Source organism: Streptomyces rapamycinicus NRRL 5491, assembly GCF_024298965.1.
GTDB lineage: Bacteria > Actinomycetota > Actinomycetes > Streptomycetales > Streptomycetaceae > Streptomyces > Streptomyces rapamycinicus.
Genome location: NZ_CP085193.1, coordinates 4,300,405 through 4,315,519, shown reverse-complemented (window position 1 = coordinate 4,315,519; position 15,115 = coordinate 4,300,405). Strand labels below are relative to the sequence as shown.

The window sequence follows — 15,115 nt, the reverse complement described above, 5'->3', positions numbered from 1 at the left end:
GTCGGAGATACCCGGGGCCGGGATACCCGGGGCCGAGGAGGTGCTCCAGAGGTGGCAGACGGACCGCTCCCGCGCGCCGATCGCCACCAAGATCGTGATAGCGGGAGGCTTCGGCGTCGGCAAGACGACCTTCGTCGGCGCGGTTTCGGAGATCACTCCGCTCCAGACCGAAGCGCTGATGACGCAGGCCAGCGAGAGCGTGGATGACCTCGAGGCGACGCCCGAGAAGCTGACCACCACCGTCGCGATGGACTTCGGCCGGATCACGCTGGAGAACGATCTGGTCCTGTATCTCTTCGGCACCCCCGGCCAGCAGCGCTTCTGGTTCATGTGGGACGACCTGATGCGCGGGGCCATCGGCGCGGTGGTGATGGTCGACACCCGGCGCCTGGACGAGAGCTTCCCGGCGCTGGACTACTTCGAGAGCCTCGGACTGCCGTATGTGGTGGCGGTCAACCACTTCGAGGGGACTCCGCTCTACCAGGCCGAGGACGTACGGGACGCGCTCTCCGTGGCGTCCTCCGTCCCCGTGGTGATGATGGACGCCCGGCGCCGGATCGCGGTCGTGGACGCGCTGCTGGCGCTGGTGAGGCACGCCGTTGACGTGTCACCCGAGTGACGTAACCTCTGCTCCGCCCGTGGGATGGAATGCTCCGTTCCTCCTTCCGGCCCGAGCATGAGGGAGAGTCGACAGCCATGCGGAAGATACTCATCGTGGGTGCCGGTCAATCCGGCCTCCAACTCGCTCTGGGCCTCCAGTCCCAGGGCTACGAGCTCACGCTGATGTCCAACCGGACGGCCGATGAGATCCGCGGCGGGCGGGTGATGTCCACCCAGTGCATGTTCCACACCGCGCTGGGCCACGAGCGCGATCTGGAGCTCAACTTCTGGGAGGAGCGGGCACCGCGGGCCTGGGGCCTCGGGGTCTCGGTCGCCGGGCCGCCGGCTCCCGGGGGCCATCCGCGGGTCATCGACTGGGTCGGCCGGCTCGACGGCTACGCCCAGTCCGTCGACCAGCGGATCAAGATGGCCGGCTGGATGGAGACGTTCGAGCAGCGCGGCGGCCAGGTGGTCATCCACGGCGCCGCCGTCTCCGACCTGGACGTCCTCGACAGAAAGTACGACCTGGTGCTGGTGGCCGCGGGCAAGGGCGAACTGGTCTCGCTCTTCGGCCGGGACGCCGCCCGCTCCCCGTACGACACCCCGCGGCGCGCGCTCGCGGTCGCCTATGTGCACGGCCTCGGCCCGCGCCCCGAGCACCCCGACGTCGACGCGGTGCGCTGCAATCTCGTCCCCGGCGTCGGCGAGCTCTTCGTGATGCCCGCGCTCACCACCAGCGGCCGCGCCGACATCCTCTTCTGGGAGACCGTCCCGGGCGGTCCGGCCGACGCGTTCCAGGGCGTCACCGATCCCTCGGAACACCTGGCGCGCGTCCTGGAGCTGATGGAACACTTCACGCCCTGGGAGTACGCGCGCGCCACCAAGGTCGAGCTGACGGACGCGGGCGCCACGCTGTCCGGGGGGTACGCGCCGACCGTACGCCACCCGATCGGGCGGCTGCCGGGCGGCGGACTGGTCCTGGGCGTCGCCGATGTCGTGGTGGCCAACGACCCGATCACCGGCCAGGGCTCCAACTCCGCGGCCAAGTGCGCGGCGGCCTATCTGGAGAGCATCCTCGAACGCGGCGACCGGCCGTTCGACGAGGAGTGGATGCGGACGACGTTCGACCGCTACTGGGAGAGCGCGCGGCACGTCACCAAGTGGACCAACGCGATGCTGGCCCCGCCGCCGGAGCACATCGTGAACCTCCTGGGCGCGGGGTCCGCCTTCCCCGCCGTCGCCCACCGCATCGCCAACGGCTTCGACGACCCCTCCGAGTTCGAGGACTTCTTCTACGAGCCGGAGAAGACGGCCGCCTATCTGGACGAGGTCAGGGCTGCCGAGGCCGCCGGTGTGGCTGGGGCGGACGCCGATGTGGCTGGGGCGGACGACGAGGCCGAGGTGGACGACCACACCCCCGAGGTCGTCCGGTCCTTCCGCTGACACCGGCCGTCGCCGGAGCCGTCACCGCTTCTTGGCCACCGTGACCGGACCCGGGCGCACCACGCCCTGCAGCGGATTGGAGGCGAGCGGGGAGAGCTTCACCCGCTGGCCGGGGCGCGGCGCCTGGACCACCTGGCCGTTGCCCGCGTACATCGCCACATGGCTCGCCCCCTTGTAGTAGATCACCAGATCGCCGGGGCGCAGCCGGCTGAGCGGCACCCGTGGCAGCTGGCGCCACTGCTCCTGGCTGGTGCGCGGGATGGTCCGCCCGGCATACGCCCAGGCGGAGGAGGTCAGCCCCGAGCAGTCGAAGGAGTTCGGCCCCTCGGCGCCCCAGACGTACGGCTTGCCGATCTGGTTCAGGGCGTAGGCGAGCGCCCGCCGCCCGGCCTCCGCGGACGCCATTCCGGGGCGGCGGCCGGGGGACTGGTGGGGGCGGGGGCGGGGCGCGGTGACGGTGGCCACCGGGGAGGGGGTGCCCGCCGCCGGGGTGTCCCGGCGGCTTCCGGGGGCCGGGTCGCTGCCGGTGCCCGTGCCGCCGCCTGTGCCGCCGTTCGTGCCGCCGTTCGTGGTGGCGGGCGGGCCCGCGGCGCCGGGCGAGGCGCCGTTCGCGGGGCCGAGCGCCCCGGAGGCGAGCAGTTTGCGCTGGGCCTTCGCGGTCTCCTGGCGTTCGCGCTCGGCCACCTGGGCGATCTGGCGGGTGCTGAGCGCGGCCAGCAGTTTCTCGATCGAGCGGAGCTGCTTCTTCACCTTGTCCCGCTGTTTCTTCCGCTTCGCCGCCAGGGACAGCTGTTTGTCCAGCGCGGTCCGTGCCCGGGTGGCGATGGTGTCGGCGCGCCGCTCGCCCTTGCTCAGCCGCTGGATCAGGGCGGCCTCCCGGCCGGCCGCCCGGTCCAGCTCGCGCGCCTCGTCGGCGGCGTCCTCCGGGTGCGGGGTGAGCAGGGTCAGCAGGAAACTGTAGGAGGAGAGCGCGCTGTGGCCCTGGTACTGCCGGCGGGCCAGCCGTCCCGCGTCGTCGTGGCTGACCGCGAGCTCCGTACGGGCGTGGACGAGCTGGGTCGTGAGCTCCCTGGTCCTGGTGCGCTGCTTGTGCAGCTTCTCCTCGGTCGCGTTGTACGCCTCCGTCGCCTCCTCGGCCTTCCGGTACAGCGTCTTGAGCTGCGTCAGCAGCTCGGACACGGACCGGTCGGCGGGGCGGGCGGGGGCGGCGGCCGACGCCTTGGCCGCCGGAACGGCCGGCACCAGCGCGGCGGCCGCGGTGATCGCCGCCGCGCAGACCGAGCCCACGATCCGTCCTGACACGTGATCACCTCCGGCTCCGAGACGCCTCTGTTCGGCGTCCAGCTCAGCAGGGATCGTGGCATGACGTTCGTATCTTCAGGAGAATTGTGGGCGAGTCGGACGAATACGGTCACCCGTCCGGCGGGCGGCCGGCTCGGCCCGGGGTCAGTTCGGCCCGGCGGTCAGTTCGGCTCGGCACTCACTTCGGCTTGGACCATGGCCACTTCGGCCCGCCACCCGGCTTCCCCTCCGGGTCGTACTCATAGGCCCAGACCCGGACCAGGCCCAGCCGCTTGGAGGTGGCGGCGGGAACCCTGCGGTAGACATACACCGTCGGCGGTCCGCCCGCCTCGTCCTCCACCGGCACCTCGTAGGTCTTCGGCGGCTGGCCCGTGAGGCCGACCAGCACCGGCAGCACCCGGCCGTCCAGCGGCCCGCCCACGAAGGGCGTCTCCTCGCTTCTCACGGCACGACCGTACGTCTCACGACGACCATTCGTCTCAGCGGGACGTACGTCTCGCCACGGCCGTACGTCCCACCGGCCGCGCTCGTCACAGCAGATGCGACGCCTCGCCCAGCGAGGGCACCACGCGGCGCGCCAGCCGCCCGACCGGCCCCTCGGCGGGCTCCATCCTGACCGCGGCCTTCATCACCCGGGCCGTCTGCGGATCCGTGGCCGCGGTGGCGGTCAGCATCGCCACGAACTGGTCCACCAGCCAGTCGCGCAGCTCCTCCAGCGGTGGCCGCTTCTCCTCGTCCAGCCAGATCAACGAGGCCGCCTCGACGGCCGTGATCCAGGTGCGCACCATCATCCGCAGCCGCGCACCGGGCTCCTTGACCGCCAGATGGAGCAGGATCTCCTCGGCCGCCGCCCGCCGGACCTCGTCCACGATCGCGTTCGTCCGCGAGGTCTCGGCCACGCTGCCGCTCTGCAACAGCGCGCTGAACCCCGCGTCGTGCTCGTCCACGAAGGCCAGATAGCGGTCCAGCACCCGGCTCAGCCGGGCGCTGAGCGGACCGCTCATGGGCTCCTCGAAGCACCGTTCCAGCTCATCGGCGGCGCTGCGCAGCGCTGCCTCGTACAACTGCTGCTTACCGCCCGGGAAGTAGCGGTAGACCAGCGGACGGGAGGCTCCGGCGGCCGAGGCCACATCGTCCAGCGACACATCCTCGGGGGCGCGGTGGGCGAAGAGGTCGAGCGCGGCGGTGAGGAGTTCGGCGCGCCGCGCCTCCACGCTCAGCCTGCGGTAGCTGCCCCGGCGCGCGGCCGGTGAGCTCGCGGTGACTGGTGGCCGTGCGATGGCCGGTGGGCTCGCGGTGGCCGGGGGTTCTGCCGCCGGGCGCACGGCGGCACTCGCCTCCGCCGGGGGTGTCGCCTCCGGGGGCGCCGGAGCGGTGCCGCTGCCTGTCGTCATGCCTGGCAGCGTAACCGCCCGCCGTTACGAAGCGGATGCCCCCTTCGGCCCGACCCGGACGGGCCCTTGGGCCCGGCCCGAACGCACCCTTGGATCCGGCGGCCCAATGCCCCTTGGCCCGGCGGCCGATGCCCCCGTCCCGCGGCGTCGATATGCGGCTCCGCCGCGCGGCAGGGCTTCGGCCCCTGGGTCCCGGGGTCTGGGGCGGAGCCCCAGTTGTGGGAAGGGGCGGGGAGGGGGAAGCGCCGATATGCGGCTCCGCCGCGTGGCCCGCCGCAGGCGCCGCCATCCGTCGGACGCCCCCTAGGCCAGCAGCCCCGAGCTCTTCCACAGCCGGCGGCCGACGCCCCGCATCACGCCGACGTCATCGAGGAATTCGGTGAGCTTGCGGGCGCCGTTGCGCATCACCTCGCGCCGGTGGGCGCTGGCCCGCACTTGAGCGACGGCCGCGCGGCGGTCGAGTCCCACGTCCGTGTAGACCTTGGGGTTGATGAACGCCTGCGAGAAGATCCGGGAGAACTCCCCCGAACCGATCCGGGTCAGCTCCGCCTCCCAGCGCGGCGCCCGCAGCATCTGGCGGCGCAGTTCCTCGCGCGCGTACCGCACATGGCGGGCCTCCTCGACCACATGGATCCGGGTCACCCCGCGGATCAGCGGCTGAACGCGCTCGTCGGGGAAGGTCAGCCGCTGCATCCAGTCCAGGATCTCCTCGCCGAGGAGGGTCGCGGTGAACGAACCGGGCGTGGTGGAGAACGTCTTGAAGAACCGGCCCAGGTTGTGGTGGAGCGGGGCGACCGGATACGCCGGGGTGCCGCCCTTGGTGATCAGCCGCGCGAACATCTTGGAGTGACGGCACTCGTCGGCGATCTCGGTGAGCGCGTACCGCACATGGGCGCTGGTCGCGGGCTTGTCGTAGATGTGCCGGGTGAGCAGCTGGATCAGGATGATCTCGAACCATATGCCCAGGGAGGCGAGGGCCGCCGCCTCGTGCTGGGACAGCAGCAGCCGCTGCTCCTCCGACATCCGGTGCCACATGGGCGTGTCGTAGAGCGACACCAGCTCCGGCGGCCAGAACCACTTGCCGGGCTCGAACGGCGCGTCCCAGTCCAGTTCGGTGTCGGGGTCGAAGGAGTGCTTGGCGGAGGACTGGAGCAGCCGCTCCGCGACCCGCTCGCGGTCCTTGATCAGCCCGAGCGCGTCCCTGAGCGCGGGGGGTTCGGTCGTGGTGGACATCGTCGAGGGCACCTCACTGATGGCTCGGACAGGCGCCGGCGGGAACGGTTACCGGCGGATACCTCTTATGAGACTCCGTGTCAGCAAGGCCGTCAATCCCTTGCGGAGGTCTTATTGACCGCCGAGTAACGGACGTGTGAGCCTGCCGAGTACGCATCCGTTCACGGGGGAGCGAGGCGAAGGAGGCGTCGGTGGCGACGCAAGAGCTCTACGCGATGGATCCCGGAGACCCCCTCTGGCAGGTGCCCGCCGGCGGCGCCGCCCGATTCAGCTGGGAGTACGACGACCACCGGGCCCGGCTGCTCGCCCTCTACCAGAAGGGCAAGGACAAGCAGTGGGACGCGGTCAAGCGGATCGACTGGGGCCTGGACGTGGACCCGTACGATCCGCTGGGCACCCCCGATGAGTCGCTCGCCCTCCACGGCACCCGCCACTGGGACCGGATGACCGACCGGGACAAGGGCGAGCTGCGCCATCACGTCGCCGCCTGGCAGTTCAGCCAGTTCCTCCACGGCGAACAGGGCGCGATGGTGTGCGCGGCCCGGATCGTGGAGGCCGCGCCCGACCTCGACGCCAAGTTCTACTCCGCGACCCAGACCATGGACGAGGCCCGCCACGCCGAGCTCTACGGCCGCTTCCTGCACGACAAGCTCGGCACGGTCTACCCCATCAACACCGATCTGCGGACGCTCCTCGGTGACACCCTCCGCGACTCCCGCTGGGACATGGCCTACCTGGGCATGCAGGTGCTCATCGAGGGCCTGGCGCTCGCCGCGTTCGGCCTCATCCGCGACACCACCGACAAGCCGCTGCCCCAGCAGATCCTCGCCTACGTCATGCAGGACGAGGCCCGCCATGTGGCCTTCGGCCGGATGGCGCTGCGCGACTACTACCGGCAGCTGAGCGACGCGGAGCTGCGCGAGCGCGAGGAATTCGTCATCGAGGGCTGCTACCTGATGCGCGACCGGCTGCGCGGCGTGGAGGTCCTGGAGAACTTCGGCATCCCGACGGCCGAGGCCGAGGAGTACTGCGAGCAGTCGCAGTTCCTGCACATGTTCCGCAAGCTGCTCTTCAGCCGGATCGTGCCGTGTGTGAAGGACATCGGGCTGTGGGGCGAGCGGCTCCAGCGGGCGTACGTCGACATGGGCGTGCTGGAGCTGGGCGACAGCAACCTCGACCTGCTGATGCACCAGGACGAGGAGCTGGCCGAGCAGCTGGACCAGCGGCGCTTCGCGGCGGAGGAGGCGGCGCGCACGGGCGAGGTGGACGAGGCGATCGCGGATGGGGCGGCGGCCGAGGCGCAGACGTGAGGACACAGGTACATCACAGGTGACGACCCCTCAACCTCGCCTCCACCCACCGATCTTGGTAGATTCATGATCACCGCCAGCGGATGAGGCCGAGGTCATTGGGGTGACCTCGGTCCGGTGGCGTTCATATGCGTTCATATGCGTTCATATGAAGGAACGGCCGAAGGGTGCTCTCCACGGCGGTGGGGGGCACGCCTTTGTCCCGGCGTTCCGGAGGATGATGGTGGGGTGCGGATTCGAACGAGCACCAGTGAAGAACTCCCCGTCCTCCAGGACATAGAGCGCGCCGCCGGACTCTGCTTCCGGGACATCGGAATGGACGAAGTCGCCGATGACGAGCCACTGAGCTTGGAAGAGCTGAGCCGCTACCAGCGGGCCGGACGGGCCTGGGTCGCGGTGGACGACGCCGACCGGGCGATGGCGTACCTGATCACCGACCCCGTCGACGGAAACATCCACATCGAGCAGATCTCGGTCCACCCCGACAGCGCCCGCCGTGGCGTGGGACGGGCCCTGATCGACCACATCGCGGCGCGCGCCGCGGGCGACGGCGTCCCCGCGCTCACCCTGACCACCTTCGTCGACGTGGCCTGGAACGCCCCGTACTACGCCGCGCGATGCGGTTTCCGGGCCCTGACGGAGGCCGAGCTGACCCCCGGGCTCCGTGAGATCCGGCTCAGCGAGGCCGACCATGGGCTGGACCGCTGGCCACGGGTGTGCATGCGCAGGGACGTGGGCTAGTCGAGTCGATACGCGGAGCACCGAGGCGGCCAGGCCGCGCCGCCCTACGTGCACAGTTCCTCCACCGCCCTACGTGCACAGCTCCTCCACTGCCCGCCCGAACGCCCGTAACCGCGCGGTCTCGTCCGCCCGGCGCCACACCAGGCCGAGCATCGAGTCCGGCACCCCCTCGACCGGTACGAAGGTGATGTCCCGGCGGCGGTGGTACTCCGCCGTCGGGGCGCACAGCAGCATCCCGCCCCGGCCCGCCGCGACCGCCGCCAGCCCCTCCTGGAGCGTGTGCACCAGCGGGCCGCGCGGGATGGGCCGTCCGTCGGGGGTGGCGGCGGGCGCCATCGCGTCGTGCCAGTAGCGCGGCGCGGGGGCGGACGGGCCGATCAGCGGGCAGTCGGCCAGCGCCTCGGCGTCCACCCGGCCGCGGCCCGCGAAGGGATGGCGGGCGGAGACCACCACCGTCTGCGGCTGCTTGGAGAAGACCGGGCCGAGGACGAGGTCGGGCTCGGCCACCGGCAGGCAGACGATCGCGGCGTCCACCTCACCGGCCCGCACCGCGCCGAACGGATCGGCCAGCGGGATCTCCACGGTCGTCGGTTCACAGCCGGGGTGGCGCTCCCGGAAGGCCGTGATGGCAGCGGTCACCCGTTCATCGGCGGCCCCCTGGAACCCGATCCGCAGTACGCCGTCCACCCCGCGCGCCGCTCCCCGGGCGTTCTCGAAGGCCCCGTACAGCGCCGCGTAAGCGGGCCGGAGCTCGGCCAGGAACCGCTCGCCGAGCGGGGTCAGCCGCGCCCGGCGGCTGGTGCGCTCCAGCAGCCGGGCGCCGATCCGGCGCTCCAGGTTCCGCAGCAGCTGGCTCACCCGGCTCTGCGAGACGTACAACCGCTCCGCCGCGCGGCCGAAGTGGAGCTCCTCGCTCAGCACGAGGAAGCACTCCAGCTCGCGGATCTCCAACTCGGCCATGGCCTCCCACCGAAACCGACACCGGTCACCGATCACCACCGATTGATGAGCCTCCACCGATTGATGAGCCTCGCTCATGGAAGGCTGAAAACTTCGGCGTTGTTCCCGCAGGGGCACAGCTGTTCGCTAAAGGCATGTCCAATAGCACGGAACTCACCGCTCCGGCAGGCACATCCGCGTCACCTCCGATGGCGCGCTCGCCGCTCGGAGCCCGGCTCGGGACCCGGCTCGGAGCCGGGCTCGGGGGCTGGCTCGCCGTCGTCGCCATCGCGGTCGGCACCTTCGCGGTGGTCACCACCGAGATGCTGCCGGTCGGTCTGCTCACCTCGATCGGCTCCGCGCTCCGGGTCTCGGACGGTACGGCGGGGCTGGCCATGACCGTGCCCGGCCTGGTCGCCGCGCTCGCCGCCCCGCTGCTCACCGTCACCGTCGGCCGCTACGACCGGCGGCTGGTGCTGTGCGGTCTGATGGGGCTGCTGACCGTCGCCAATCTGCTCTCCGCGCTCGCGCCCGGCTTCGCCGTCCTGCTGTTCGCCCGGGTGCTGGTCGGGGTGAGCATCGGTGGGGTGTGGTCCATCGCGGGCGGGCTCGCGGTGCGGCTGGTGCCCGAGCGCTCCGCGGGCCACGCCACCACGCTGATCTTCAGCGGTATCGCGGTGGCCTCGGTGCTCGGGGTGCCGATCGGGACGCTCATCGGCGATCTGGTCCACTGGCGGGTCGCGTTCGCCGCGTTCGCCGCCCTGTCGCTGGCCGTGGCCGCCGCCATGGCCGTCACCCTGCCGCCGCTGCCCGCCACCGGCACCATCCGGCTGCGCGAGGTGCCGGGCCTGTTCCGCGACGTCCGGCTGCGCACCGGCCTCATCACCACCCTGCTGCTGGTCACCGGCCACTTCGGCGCGTATACGTATGTCCGCCCGGTGCTCGAGGACGTCGCCGGGGTCGGGGCGGGCCTGATCAGCACCCTGCTGCTGGCGTACGGCGTGGCGGGCATCGCCGGGAACTTCCTGGCCGGCGCCACCGCCCACCGCGATCCGCGCCGCACCCTCATGGTCATCTTCACCCTGCTGGCGGCGGCCGAGCTGCTGGTCCCGGTCGCCGGGGCCACGACGGCGGGGGCGGCCGTACTGCTGCTGGTGTGGGGGCTGGCGTACGGCGGGGTGTCGGTGACCTGCCAGACCTGGGTGCTGCACGCGGCGCCGGACGCGCGGGAGGCGGCGTCGGCGCTGTACGTCGGGGTCTTCAACGTGGCGATATCGCTGGGCGCGCTGCTCGGCGGCCGGGCGGCGGACGGGATCGCGGTCCCCAGCGTCATGTGGTTCGGGGGCGCGCTGGTGGTCCTCGCCTTGGCGAACGTGGTGCTGTTCGACAGACGGAGGTGAGGGGCAGCGGAGAGCACGGAGGCCGTGAGGGCCACGAGGGCCGTGAGGGCCACGAGGGTCACGGGGGCCACGTCGGGTCACGTCGGGTCACGAGGGCCACGCTGGGCCATGAGGATCACGTCGGGCCAAGAGCATCACGTCAGGCCTGAGGGCCATGTCAGGCCATGTGGACCCGGCGATCAGGTGAGACCCTGAAACCAGGGGACTCGTCTGCGGGAGTGGGTCCGATGGCAGTGAGCATGCACGTGGTCTGGAGCAAGTGCGAGCCGGGACGCGTCATCTACGAGACGCATTCGATCGAGACGGTCACCGACGGCTCGGGCGTCCACGCGACCGTCGACAGCCATACGTACGAGATCTCCCTCCGCAGCCAGGCCCAGGCGGAGTCCATCGCGGACGAGGAGGGCTTCGAGCTGTACCGGAAGGGGGAGGCGTGGGAGAGCCTCCCCGAGGAGGAGGGGCTCTCCGAGGAGGGCCTTCCCGAGGAGGACGCATGAGTAAGGAGCGGCGCCCAGGGCGCCGCTCCTTACTCATGCACAGCCCGAGGCTCACTCCTCGCCGTCGTCGCCGTGGCCCAGCAGGAAGTCCACATCCCGCCGTTCGGTGCCCGCCGCGCCGCCGACCGTGATCTGGCGGGTCGCCGGGGCGTAGCCGCTGGCCACCACCGTGTAGTGGTCGCCGGTGAGCGCCTCGAAACCGAAGGACCCGTCCGCACCGGTGATGACCTGGCCGACCACGTCCCCGGAGGCGTCCAGCAGCGAGACCCGCGCGTCCCCGAGCGGTAGGCCGCCCCGGTCCCGTACGGTGCCCCGGACCCGGGCCGCGGGCGGCAGCTCGGCGTCCACGCGCACCGGTTCACCGGCGGTGAGCTCCACCTGGGTGGCGTACGGCCGGTACCCGGCGGCGGCCACGGTCAGCGTGTACGCCCCCGGGGCCAGTTCCGGCAGCGCGAACTCGCCCTTCTCGTCGGCGGTCACCGACCCCGTGACCTCGCCCTCGGGCCCGGTGGCGGTGACGGTCGCACCGGCCAGCGGCTCGCCGCCGACGGCCCGTACGGACCCGGTCAGCCCGCCCCCGCCGGACAGCCGCAGATCGCAGACGACCGGCAGGTCCGATACCAGCAGCGTGGCGGCCTGCGGCTGATGCCCGGCGGCCGAGCCGATGAGGACGACGCTCGCGGCGTCGGGGGCGGGCAGGTGGTACCGGCCGTCGCGGCCGGTGACCGTACGGCCGAGCTGGCGGCCGCCCGTGTCGATGAGGGTGATGGCGGCGTCGGCGAGCGGGGTGTCGCCGGGGCCGAGGACACGGCCGTGGATGACGCTGCCGGTGAGGACGGGGAGGTCGTCGACGACCCCGGCGTCTCCGGTGACCGCGCCGACCGGCTCCGCGACGGCAACCGGAACGGAATCGACCACAGGCGCGGAACCAACCACTGGAGCCGAATCAACCACAGGGGCGGAAGGGGCGGAATCAGCCACCGGACCCGAAGTGGCCAGGGGACCCGAGCCCGCCACCCGCCCCGCGCGCCGCCGCCCGGGCAGGCAGAGGGCGATCAGCAGACCGCCGACCGAGGCGGCGCACGCCACCAGGAACGAGACCTTGAACCCGTCCTTGCTCGGCAGCGCCACCCCACCGAAGTCGATGGTCTGGTGCGCCAGGATCACGCCCACCACCGCGCTGGAGGTGGACATGCCGATCGACCGCATGAGCGTGTTGAGCCCGTTCGCCGCACCCGTCTCAGCGGCGGGGACGGCGCTGACGATCAGGGTGGGCATCGCCGAGTACGCGATGCCGATACCGACGCCGAGCGCGGTGGACAGCACCACGATCTGCCAGATGTGGTCGATCATGACGAGCCCCGCACCGTACGTCGCGCCGATGACGAGCAGCCCGAGGACCAGCGAGACCTTCGGCCCGCTCGAGGCGTTGATCCGCGCGGACAGCGGGGAGACCAGCATCATCGCGACGCCCATGGGGGCGAAGTAGAGCCCGGCCATGACCATGGACTGGCCCAGGCCGTACCCGGTGGCCTCCGGCAGCTGCAGCAGCTGCGGAAGGATCAGCGACATCGCGTAGAACGAGAAGCCGACCATGATCGAGGTGAGGTTGGTCAGCAGCACCTGGCGCCGCGCCGTGGTCCGCAGATCGACCAGCGGCTCGGCGGTACGCAGCTCGAAGACGCCCCAGAGCAGCAGGATCACGACGGAAGTGCCGAACAGCCCGAGCGTGGTGCCGCTCGTCCACCCCCAGTCACCGCCCTTGGTGATGGGCAGCAGCAGGCAGACGAGACCGGCCGTCAGCCCGAGCGCGCCGATGGCGTCGAAGCGGCTGGGGGTGCGGACGGAGGACTCCGGGACGACGGCGAGTACGAGGGCGATGGATATCACGCCCAGCCCCGCGGCCCCGTAGAAGAGCGCATGCCAGTTGGTGTGCTGCGCCACGAACGCGGCGGCGGGCAGCCCCAGCGCGCCGCCGATGCCGAGCGACGAGCTCATCAGGGCCATCGCCGAGCCCAGCTTGTGCGGCGGAAGCTCGTCCCGCATGACGCTGATGCCGAGCGGAATGGCGCCCATGGCCCCGCCCTGGATGGCCCGGCCGATCACCATCACTACCAGATCGGAGGTGACGGCGCAGGTCAGCGAGCCGATGACCATCAGCGCCAGCGCGACCATCAGCATCCGGCGCTTGCCGAACATGTCCCCGAGCCGCCCCATGACGGGCGTGGAGACGGCACCGGCGAGCAGGGTGGCGGTGACCACCCAGGACGCGTTGGAGCTGGTGGTGTGCAGCAGCTGGGGCAGCTCGGTGACCAGCGGAACGACCAGTGTCTGCATGACGGACACGGCGATGCCGCAGAACGCGAGCACCGCCACGAAGCCGCCGCCGACCTCCCGCGGGAGCGGCGTGCCGGACGGCGCGGCGCTCAGGTTTTCCGCGACGCGAGGTGGGGCTGACTGGGGCATGCGAATGCCGCCTCCAAAGAAAGTTCAGGAGATTGATGGAAGCATGAGAGATGTGCATCCTACACAGGGTGTGTATCGTGCACACTTCCATTGAGGGGCGCGGGGGAGGCGAGGAGGAATCGTGCTGGATCGTCGGCTGGAGCGGCTGGAGCGCGAGCTGATGCTGGTGGCCAGGTGCTCAGTCCTGACCCCCCGGGAACGAAAGGGCCAGGCGACGGACCCCCAGGCCCCCACGACACAGCCGGACACCGGCCCCTCGCCTCGCACCGAATCGTGCACCTCCATCCGCCTGGACCGCTCCGGCTACCTGCTCCTCTCCCGCCTGGACGCCGAGGGCGCGATGACCATCGGCCAGCTGGCCGACGCGTTCCAACTGGACGTCTCGACCGTCAACCGCCAGACCGGCGCGCTGCTCCGGGCAGGCCTCGCCGAACGCATCCCGGACCCGGAGGGCGGCCTGGCCCGCAAGCTCCGCGTCACCCCGCAGGGAGCCGACCGCATGGCGGCGGAACGGACGTGCAGGCAGACCGACCTGTCCCGGCTCCTGGAGAAGTGGACCCCGGAGGACGTGGCCCGCTTCGAGGACGTCCTGACCCGCTTCAACCGCGAGGTGGAACGCCAGGAGGGCCGGGCCTGGCCACGGGAGACCGACGAGGCGGCCCGCACCGCGGAATGAGGGCGCGGCGAAGAGCGTTGCCACAAACAGGAACATGACGCGTATCACACGGGGAACCGCGGCCGGGAACCCCCGGAACGAACCCCGGAACCACGTACACATACACCCACCGACACATACACCCACCGAGGAGGCCAGGAAGAAATGACCACCCCCGCTTCCCACCCCAAGACCACCGGCACCAGCGGCGGACACCGCGTGGACGTGGAGCGCGGCGCGCAGCACGTCACGGTCACGATCGACGGCCGCGTAGTCGCCGAGTCGACCCGCCCCCTGCTCGTCCACGAGACCGGTCTCCCGGTCCGCTACTACCTCCCCCCGGAGGACGTGGACCTGACCCTCTTCGAGCCGACCGACACCCACACCATCTGCCCCTTCAAGGGCGAGGCCGCGTACTGGACCTACCGCGGCCAGGCAGGCGAGGGCGCGGAGCCGCGGCCGGACGTGGTGTGGGCGTACCCGCAGCCGATCGAGAAGGTGTCGGAGATCAAGGACCACCTGTCGTTCTACGACGAGGTGGCAAAGATCGACGTAGCAGAGTAGGAGAACACAGACCGGCGGGGCGGCCCCACCGACATCACCCCATCAGGGGCCTTCCAAGAACCCCCCGGGGGGAACCCCTGACGCGTGCACATCCACGCGTACTCGTGGCTGGGCGAGAAGGAGCTGTTCGACCGGGAGGCCCTCCGCCGCCCGCCCGACCGCCCCCACCCGCCCGTCACGGCGGAGGACGAGGAGCACTACCGCACGCTCCTGGAAACGTTCCGCCACTCGGAGCTCCCCCCACTGGAAACGTCCCTGTGGCTCCTGAAGACCCCCACCCTGATCCGCGCCACCTTCGAGGAACCGAAGGACGCGGCGGCCTGGCTGGGCCGCGAACTGACCGAACACGCCCCCGGCTTCCTCTCCCACCAGGAAGCCGACACCGCCCGCCTGGCCCGCCTGGTCACCACGGCCACCACCCGCCTCACCCACGGCACGGACGTCTCCTTCGGCTTCTACCTGGGCCGCACGTCTTTCCTCTCCCTGGCCCTGGTCACGTGCACCCCCAACCACTGGACCCGAGACCTCCCCTGCCCCCTCACCTGACCGGCCCCGCAAGGTCTCAACGTCG

The 15,115-nt window shown here is 71.4% G+C and carries 15 protein-coding genes; 9 read left to right on the top strand and 6 right to left on the bottom strand.

The features are described from left to right. Positions 1 to 7: 7 nt before the first annotated feature. Entirely contained in the window at positions 8 to 619 is a 612-nt protein-coding gene (locus LIV37_RS17505) for a GTP-binding protein (RefSeq protein WP_106969044.1), read from the top strand. Positions 620 to 696: 77 nt separating this feature from the next. Beyond that, positions 697 to 2,043, top strand: coding sequence for a styrene monooxygenase/indole monooxygenase family protein (locus tag LIV37_RS17500; RefSeq protein ID WP_020868453.1), 1,347 nt, complete (start codon positions 697 to 699; stop codon positions 2,041 to 2,043). 21 nt (positions 2,044 to 2,064) lie between these two features. Here LIV37_RS17500 and LIV37_RS17495 read toward each other — a convergent pair whose 3' ends face one another. From LIV37_RS17495 to LIV37_RS17480, 4 genes are all read right to left on the bottom strand, one after another. Beyond that, positions 2,065 to 3,345: a C40 family peptidase gene (locus tag LIV37_RS17495; RefSeq protein WP_121824832.1), complete on the bottom strand. Its 1,281-nt coding sequence runs from the start codon at positions 3,343 to 3,345 to the stop codon at positions 2,065 to 2,067. A gap of 178 nt (positions 3,346 to 3,523) precedes the next feature. Next, positions 3,524 to 3,790: a hypothetical protein gene (locus LIV37_RS17490; protein ID WP_121824833.1), complete on the bottom strand. Its 267-nt coding sequence runs from the start codon at positions 3,788 to 3,790 to the stop codon at positions 3,524 to 3,526. 85 nt (positions 3,791 to 3,875) lie between these two features. Further along, complete coding sequence (locus LIV37_RS17485) at positions 3,876 to 4,739, bottom strand: TetR/AcrR family transcriptional regulator (RefSeq protein WP_243146221.1); 864 nt, start codon at positions 4,737 to 4,739, stop codon at positions 3,876 to 3,878. A gap of 303 nt (positions 4,740 to 5,042) precedes the next feature. Continuing rightward, positions 5,043 to 5,972, bottom strand: a complete 930-nt coding sequence (locus LIV37_RS17480) for an AurF N-oxygenase family protein (RefSeq protein WP_020868450.1) — start codon at positions 5,970 to 5,972, stop codon at positions 5,043 to 5,045. A gap of 215 nt (positions 5,973 to 6,187) precedes the next feature. Here LIV37_RS17480 and LIV37_RS17475 point away from each other — a divergent pair, with 215 nt between their 5' ends. After that, on the top strand, positions 6,188 to 7,282 hold the full coding sequence (locus LIV37_RS17475) for a ferritin-like domain-containing protein (protein ID WP_214663559.1): 1,095 nt from the start codon (positions 6,188 to 6,190) through the stop codon (positions 7,280 to 7,282). A 228-nt stretch (positions 7,283 to 7,510) separates the two neighbouring features. Beyond that, positions 7,511 to 8,023 carry a GNAT family N-acetyltransferase gene (locus LIV37_RS17470; protein WP_121824834.1) on the top strand — a complete coding sequence of 171 codons (513 nt, stop codon included), beginning with the start codon at positions 7,511 to 7,513 and terminating at the stop codon, positions 8,021 to 8,023. Positions 8,024 to 8,092: 69 nt separating this feature from the next. Here LIV37_RS17470 and LIV37_RS17465 read toward each other — a convergent pair whose 3' ends face one another. Further along, entirely contained in the window at positions 8,093 to 8,983 is an 891-nt protein-coding gene (locus LIV37_RS17465; protein WP_020868446.1) for a LysR family transcriptional regulator, read from the bottom strand. 134 nt (positions 8,984 to 9,117) lie between these two features. Between LIV37_RS17465 and LIV37_RS17460 the strand changes: the two genes are divergently transcribed. Together LIV37_RS17460 and LIV37_RS17455 are read left to right on the top strand one after the other, a co-directional pair. After that, on the top strand, positions 9,118 to 10,362 hold the full coding sequence (locus LIV37_RS17460; RefSeq protein ID WP_121824835.1) for an MFS transporter: 1,245 nt from the start codon (positions 9,118 to 9,120) through the stop codon (positions 10,360 to 10,362). A 227-nt stretch (positions 10,363 to 10,589) separates the two neighbouring features. Next, complete coding sequence (locus LIV37_RS17455) at positions 10,590 to 10,859, top strand: hypothetical protein (RefSeq protein WP_020868444.1); 270 nt, start codon at positions 10,590 to 10,592, stop codon at positions 10,857 to 10,859. A gap of 51 nt (positions 10,860 to 10,910) precedes the next feature. On the opposite strand, the gene LIV37_RS17450 is transcribed toward LIV37_RS17455, so the two are convergent. After that, positions 10,911 to 13,325: an MFS transporter gene (locus LIV37_RS17450; protein WP_020868443.1), complete on the bottom strand. Its 2,415-nt coding sequence runs from the start codon at positions 13,323 to 13,325 to the stop codon at positions 10,911 to 10,913. Between the two features lie 124 nt (positions 13,326 to 13,449). Between LIV37_RS17450 and LIV37_RS17445 the strand changes: the two genes are divergently transcribed. The 3 genes from LIV37_RS17445 (at position 13,450) to LIV37_RS17435 (ending at position 15,090) form a co-directional block, all read left to right on the top strand. After that, a complete protein-coding gene (locus LIV37_RS17445; RefSeq protein ID WP_373920775.1) occupies positions 13,450 to 14,001 on the top strand; it encodes a MarR family winged helix-turn-helix transcriptional regulator in 552 nt (183 codons plus the stop codon). 144 nt (positions 14,002 to 14,145) lie between these two features. Beyond that, positions 14,146 to 14,544: a DUF427 domain-containing protein gene (locus tag LIV37_RS17440; protein WP_020868441.1), complete on the top strand. Its 399-nt coding sequence runs from the start codon at positions 14,146 to 14,148 to the stop codon at positions 14,542 to 14,544. 84 nt (positions 14,545 to 14,628) lie between these two features. Then, positions 14,629 to 15,090: a hypothetical protein gene (locus LIV37_RS17435; RefSeq protein WP_020868440.1), complete on the top strand. Its 462-nt coding sequence runs from the start codon at positions 14,629 to 14,631 to the stop codon at positions 15,088 to 15,090. Positions 15,091 to 15,115: the final 25 nt, after the last annotated feature.

Bases quoted from the DNA above. Each gene is read 5' to 3' on its own strand.
- LIV37_RS17500 (WP_020868453.1), top strand. From the start codon at position 697: ATGCGGAAGATACTCATCGTGGGTGCCGGTCAATCCGGCCTCCAACTC.
- LIV37_RS17485 (WP_243146221.1), bottom strand. From the start codon at position 4,739: ATGACGACAGGCAGCGGCACCGCTCCGGCGCCCCCGGAGGCGACACCC.
- LIV37_RS17480 (WP_020868450.1), bottom strand. From the start codon at position 5,972: ATGTCCACCACGACCGAACCCCCCGCGCTCAGGGACGCGCTCGGGCTG.
- LIV37_RS17475 (WP_214663559.1), top strand. From the start codon at position 6,188: ATGGATCCCGGAGACCCCCTCTGGCAGGTGCCCGCCGGCGGCGCCGCC.
- LIV37_RS17465 (WP_020868446.1), bottom strand. From the start codon at position 8,983: ATGGCCGAGTTGGAGATCCGCGAGCTGGAGTGCTTCCTCGTGCTGAGC.
- LIV37_RS17460 (WP_121824835.1), top strand. From the start codon at position 9,118: ATGTCCAATAGCACGGAACTCACCGCTCCGGCAGGCACATCCGCGTCA.
- LIV37_RS17455 (WP_020868444.1), top strand. From the start codon at position 10,590: ATGGCAGTGAGCATGCACGTGGTCTGGAGCAAGTGCGAGCCGGGACGC.
- LIV37_RS17450 (WP_020868443.1), bottom strand. From the start codon at position 13,325: ATGCCCCAGTCAGCCCCACCTCGCGTCGCGGAAAACCTGAGCGCCGCG.
- LIV37_RS17440 (WP_020868441.1), top strand. From the start codon at position 14,146: ATGACCACCCCCGCTTCCCACCCCAAGACCACCGGCACCAGCGGCGGA.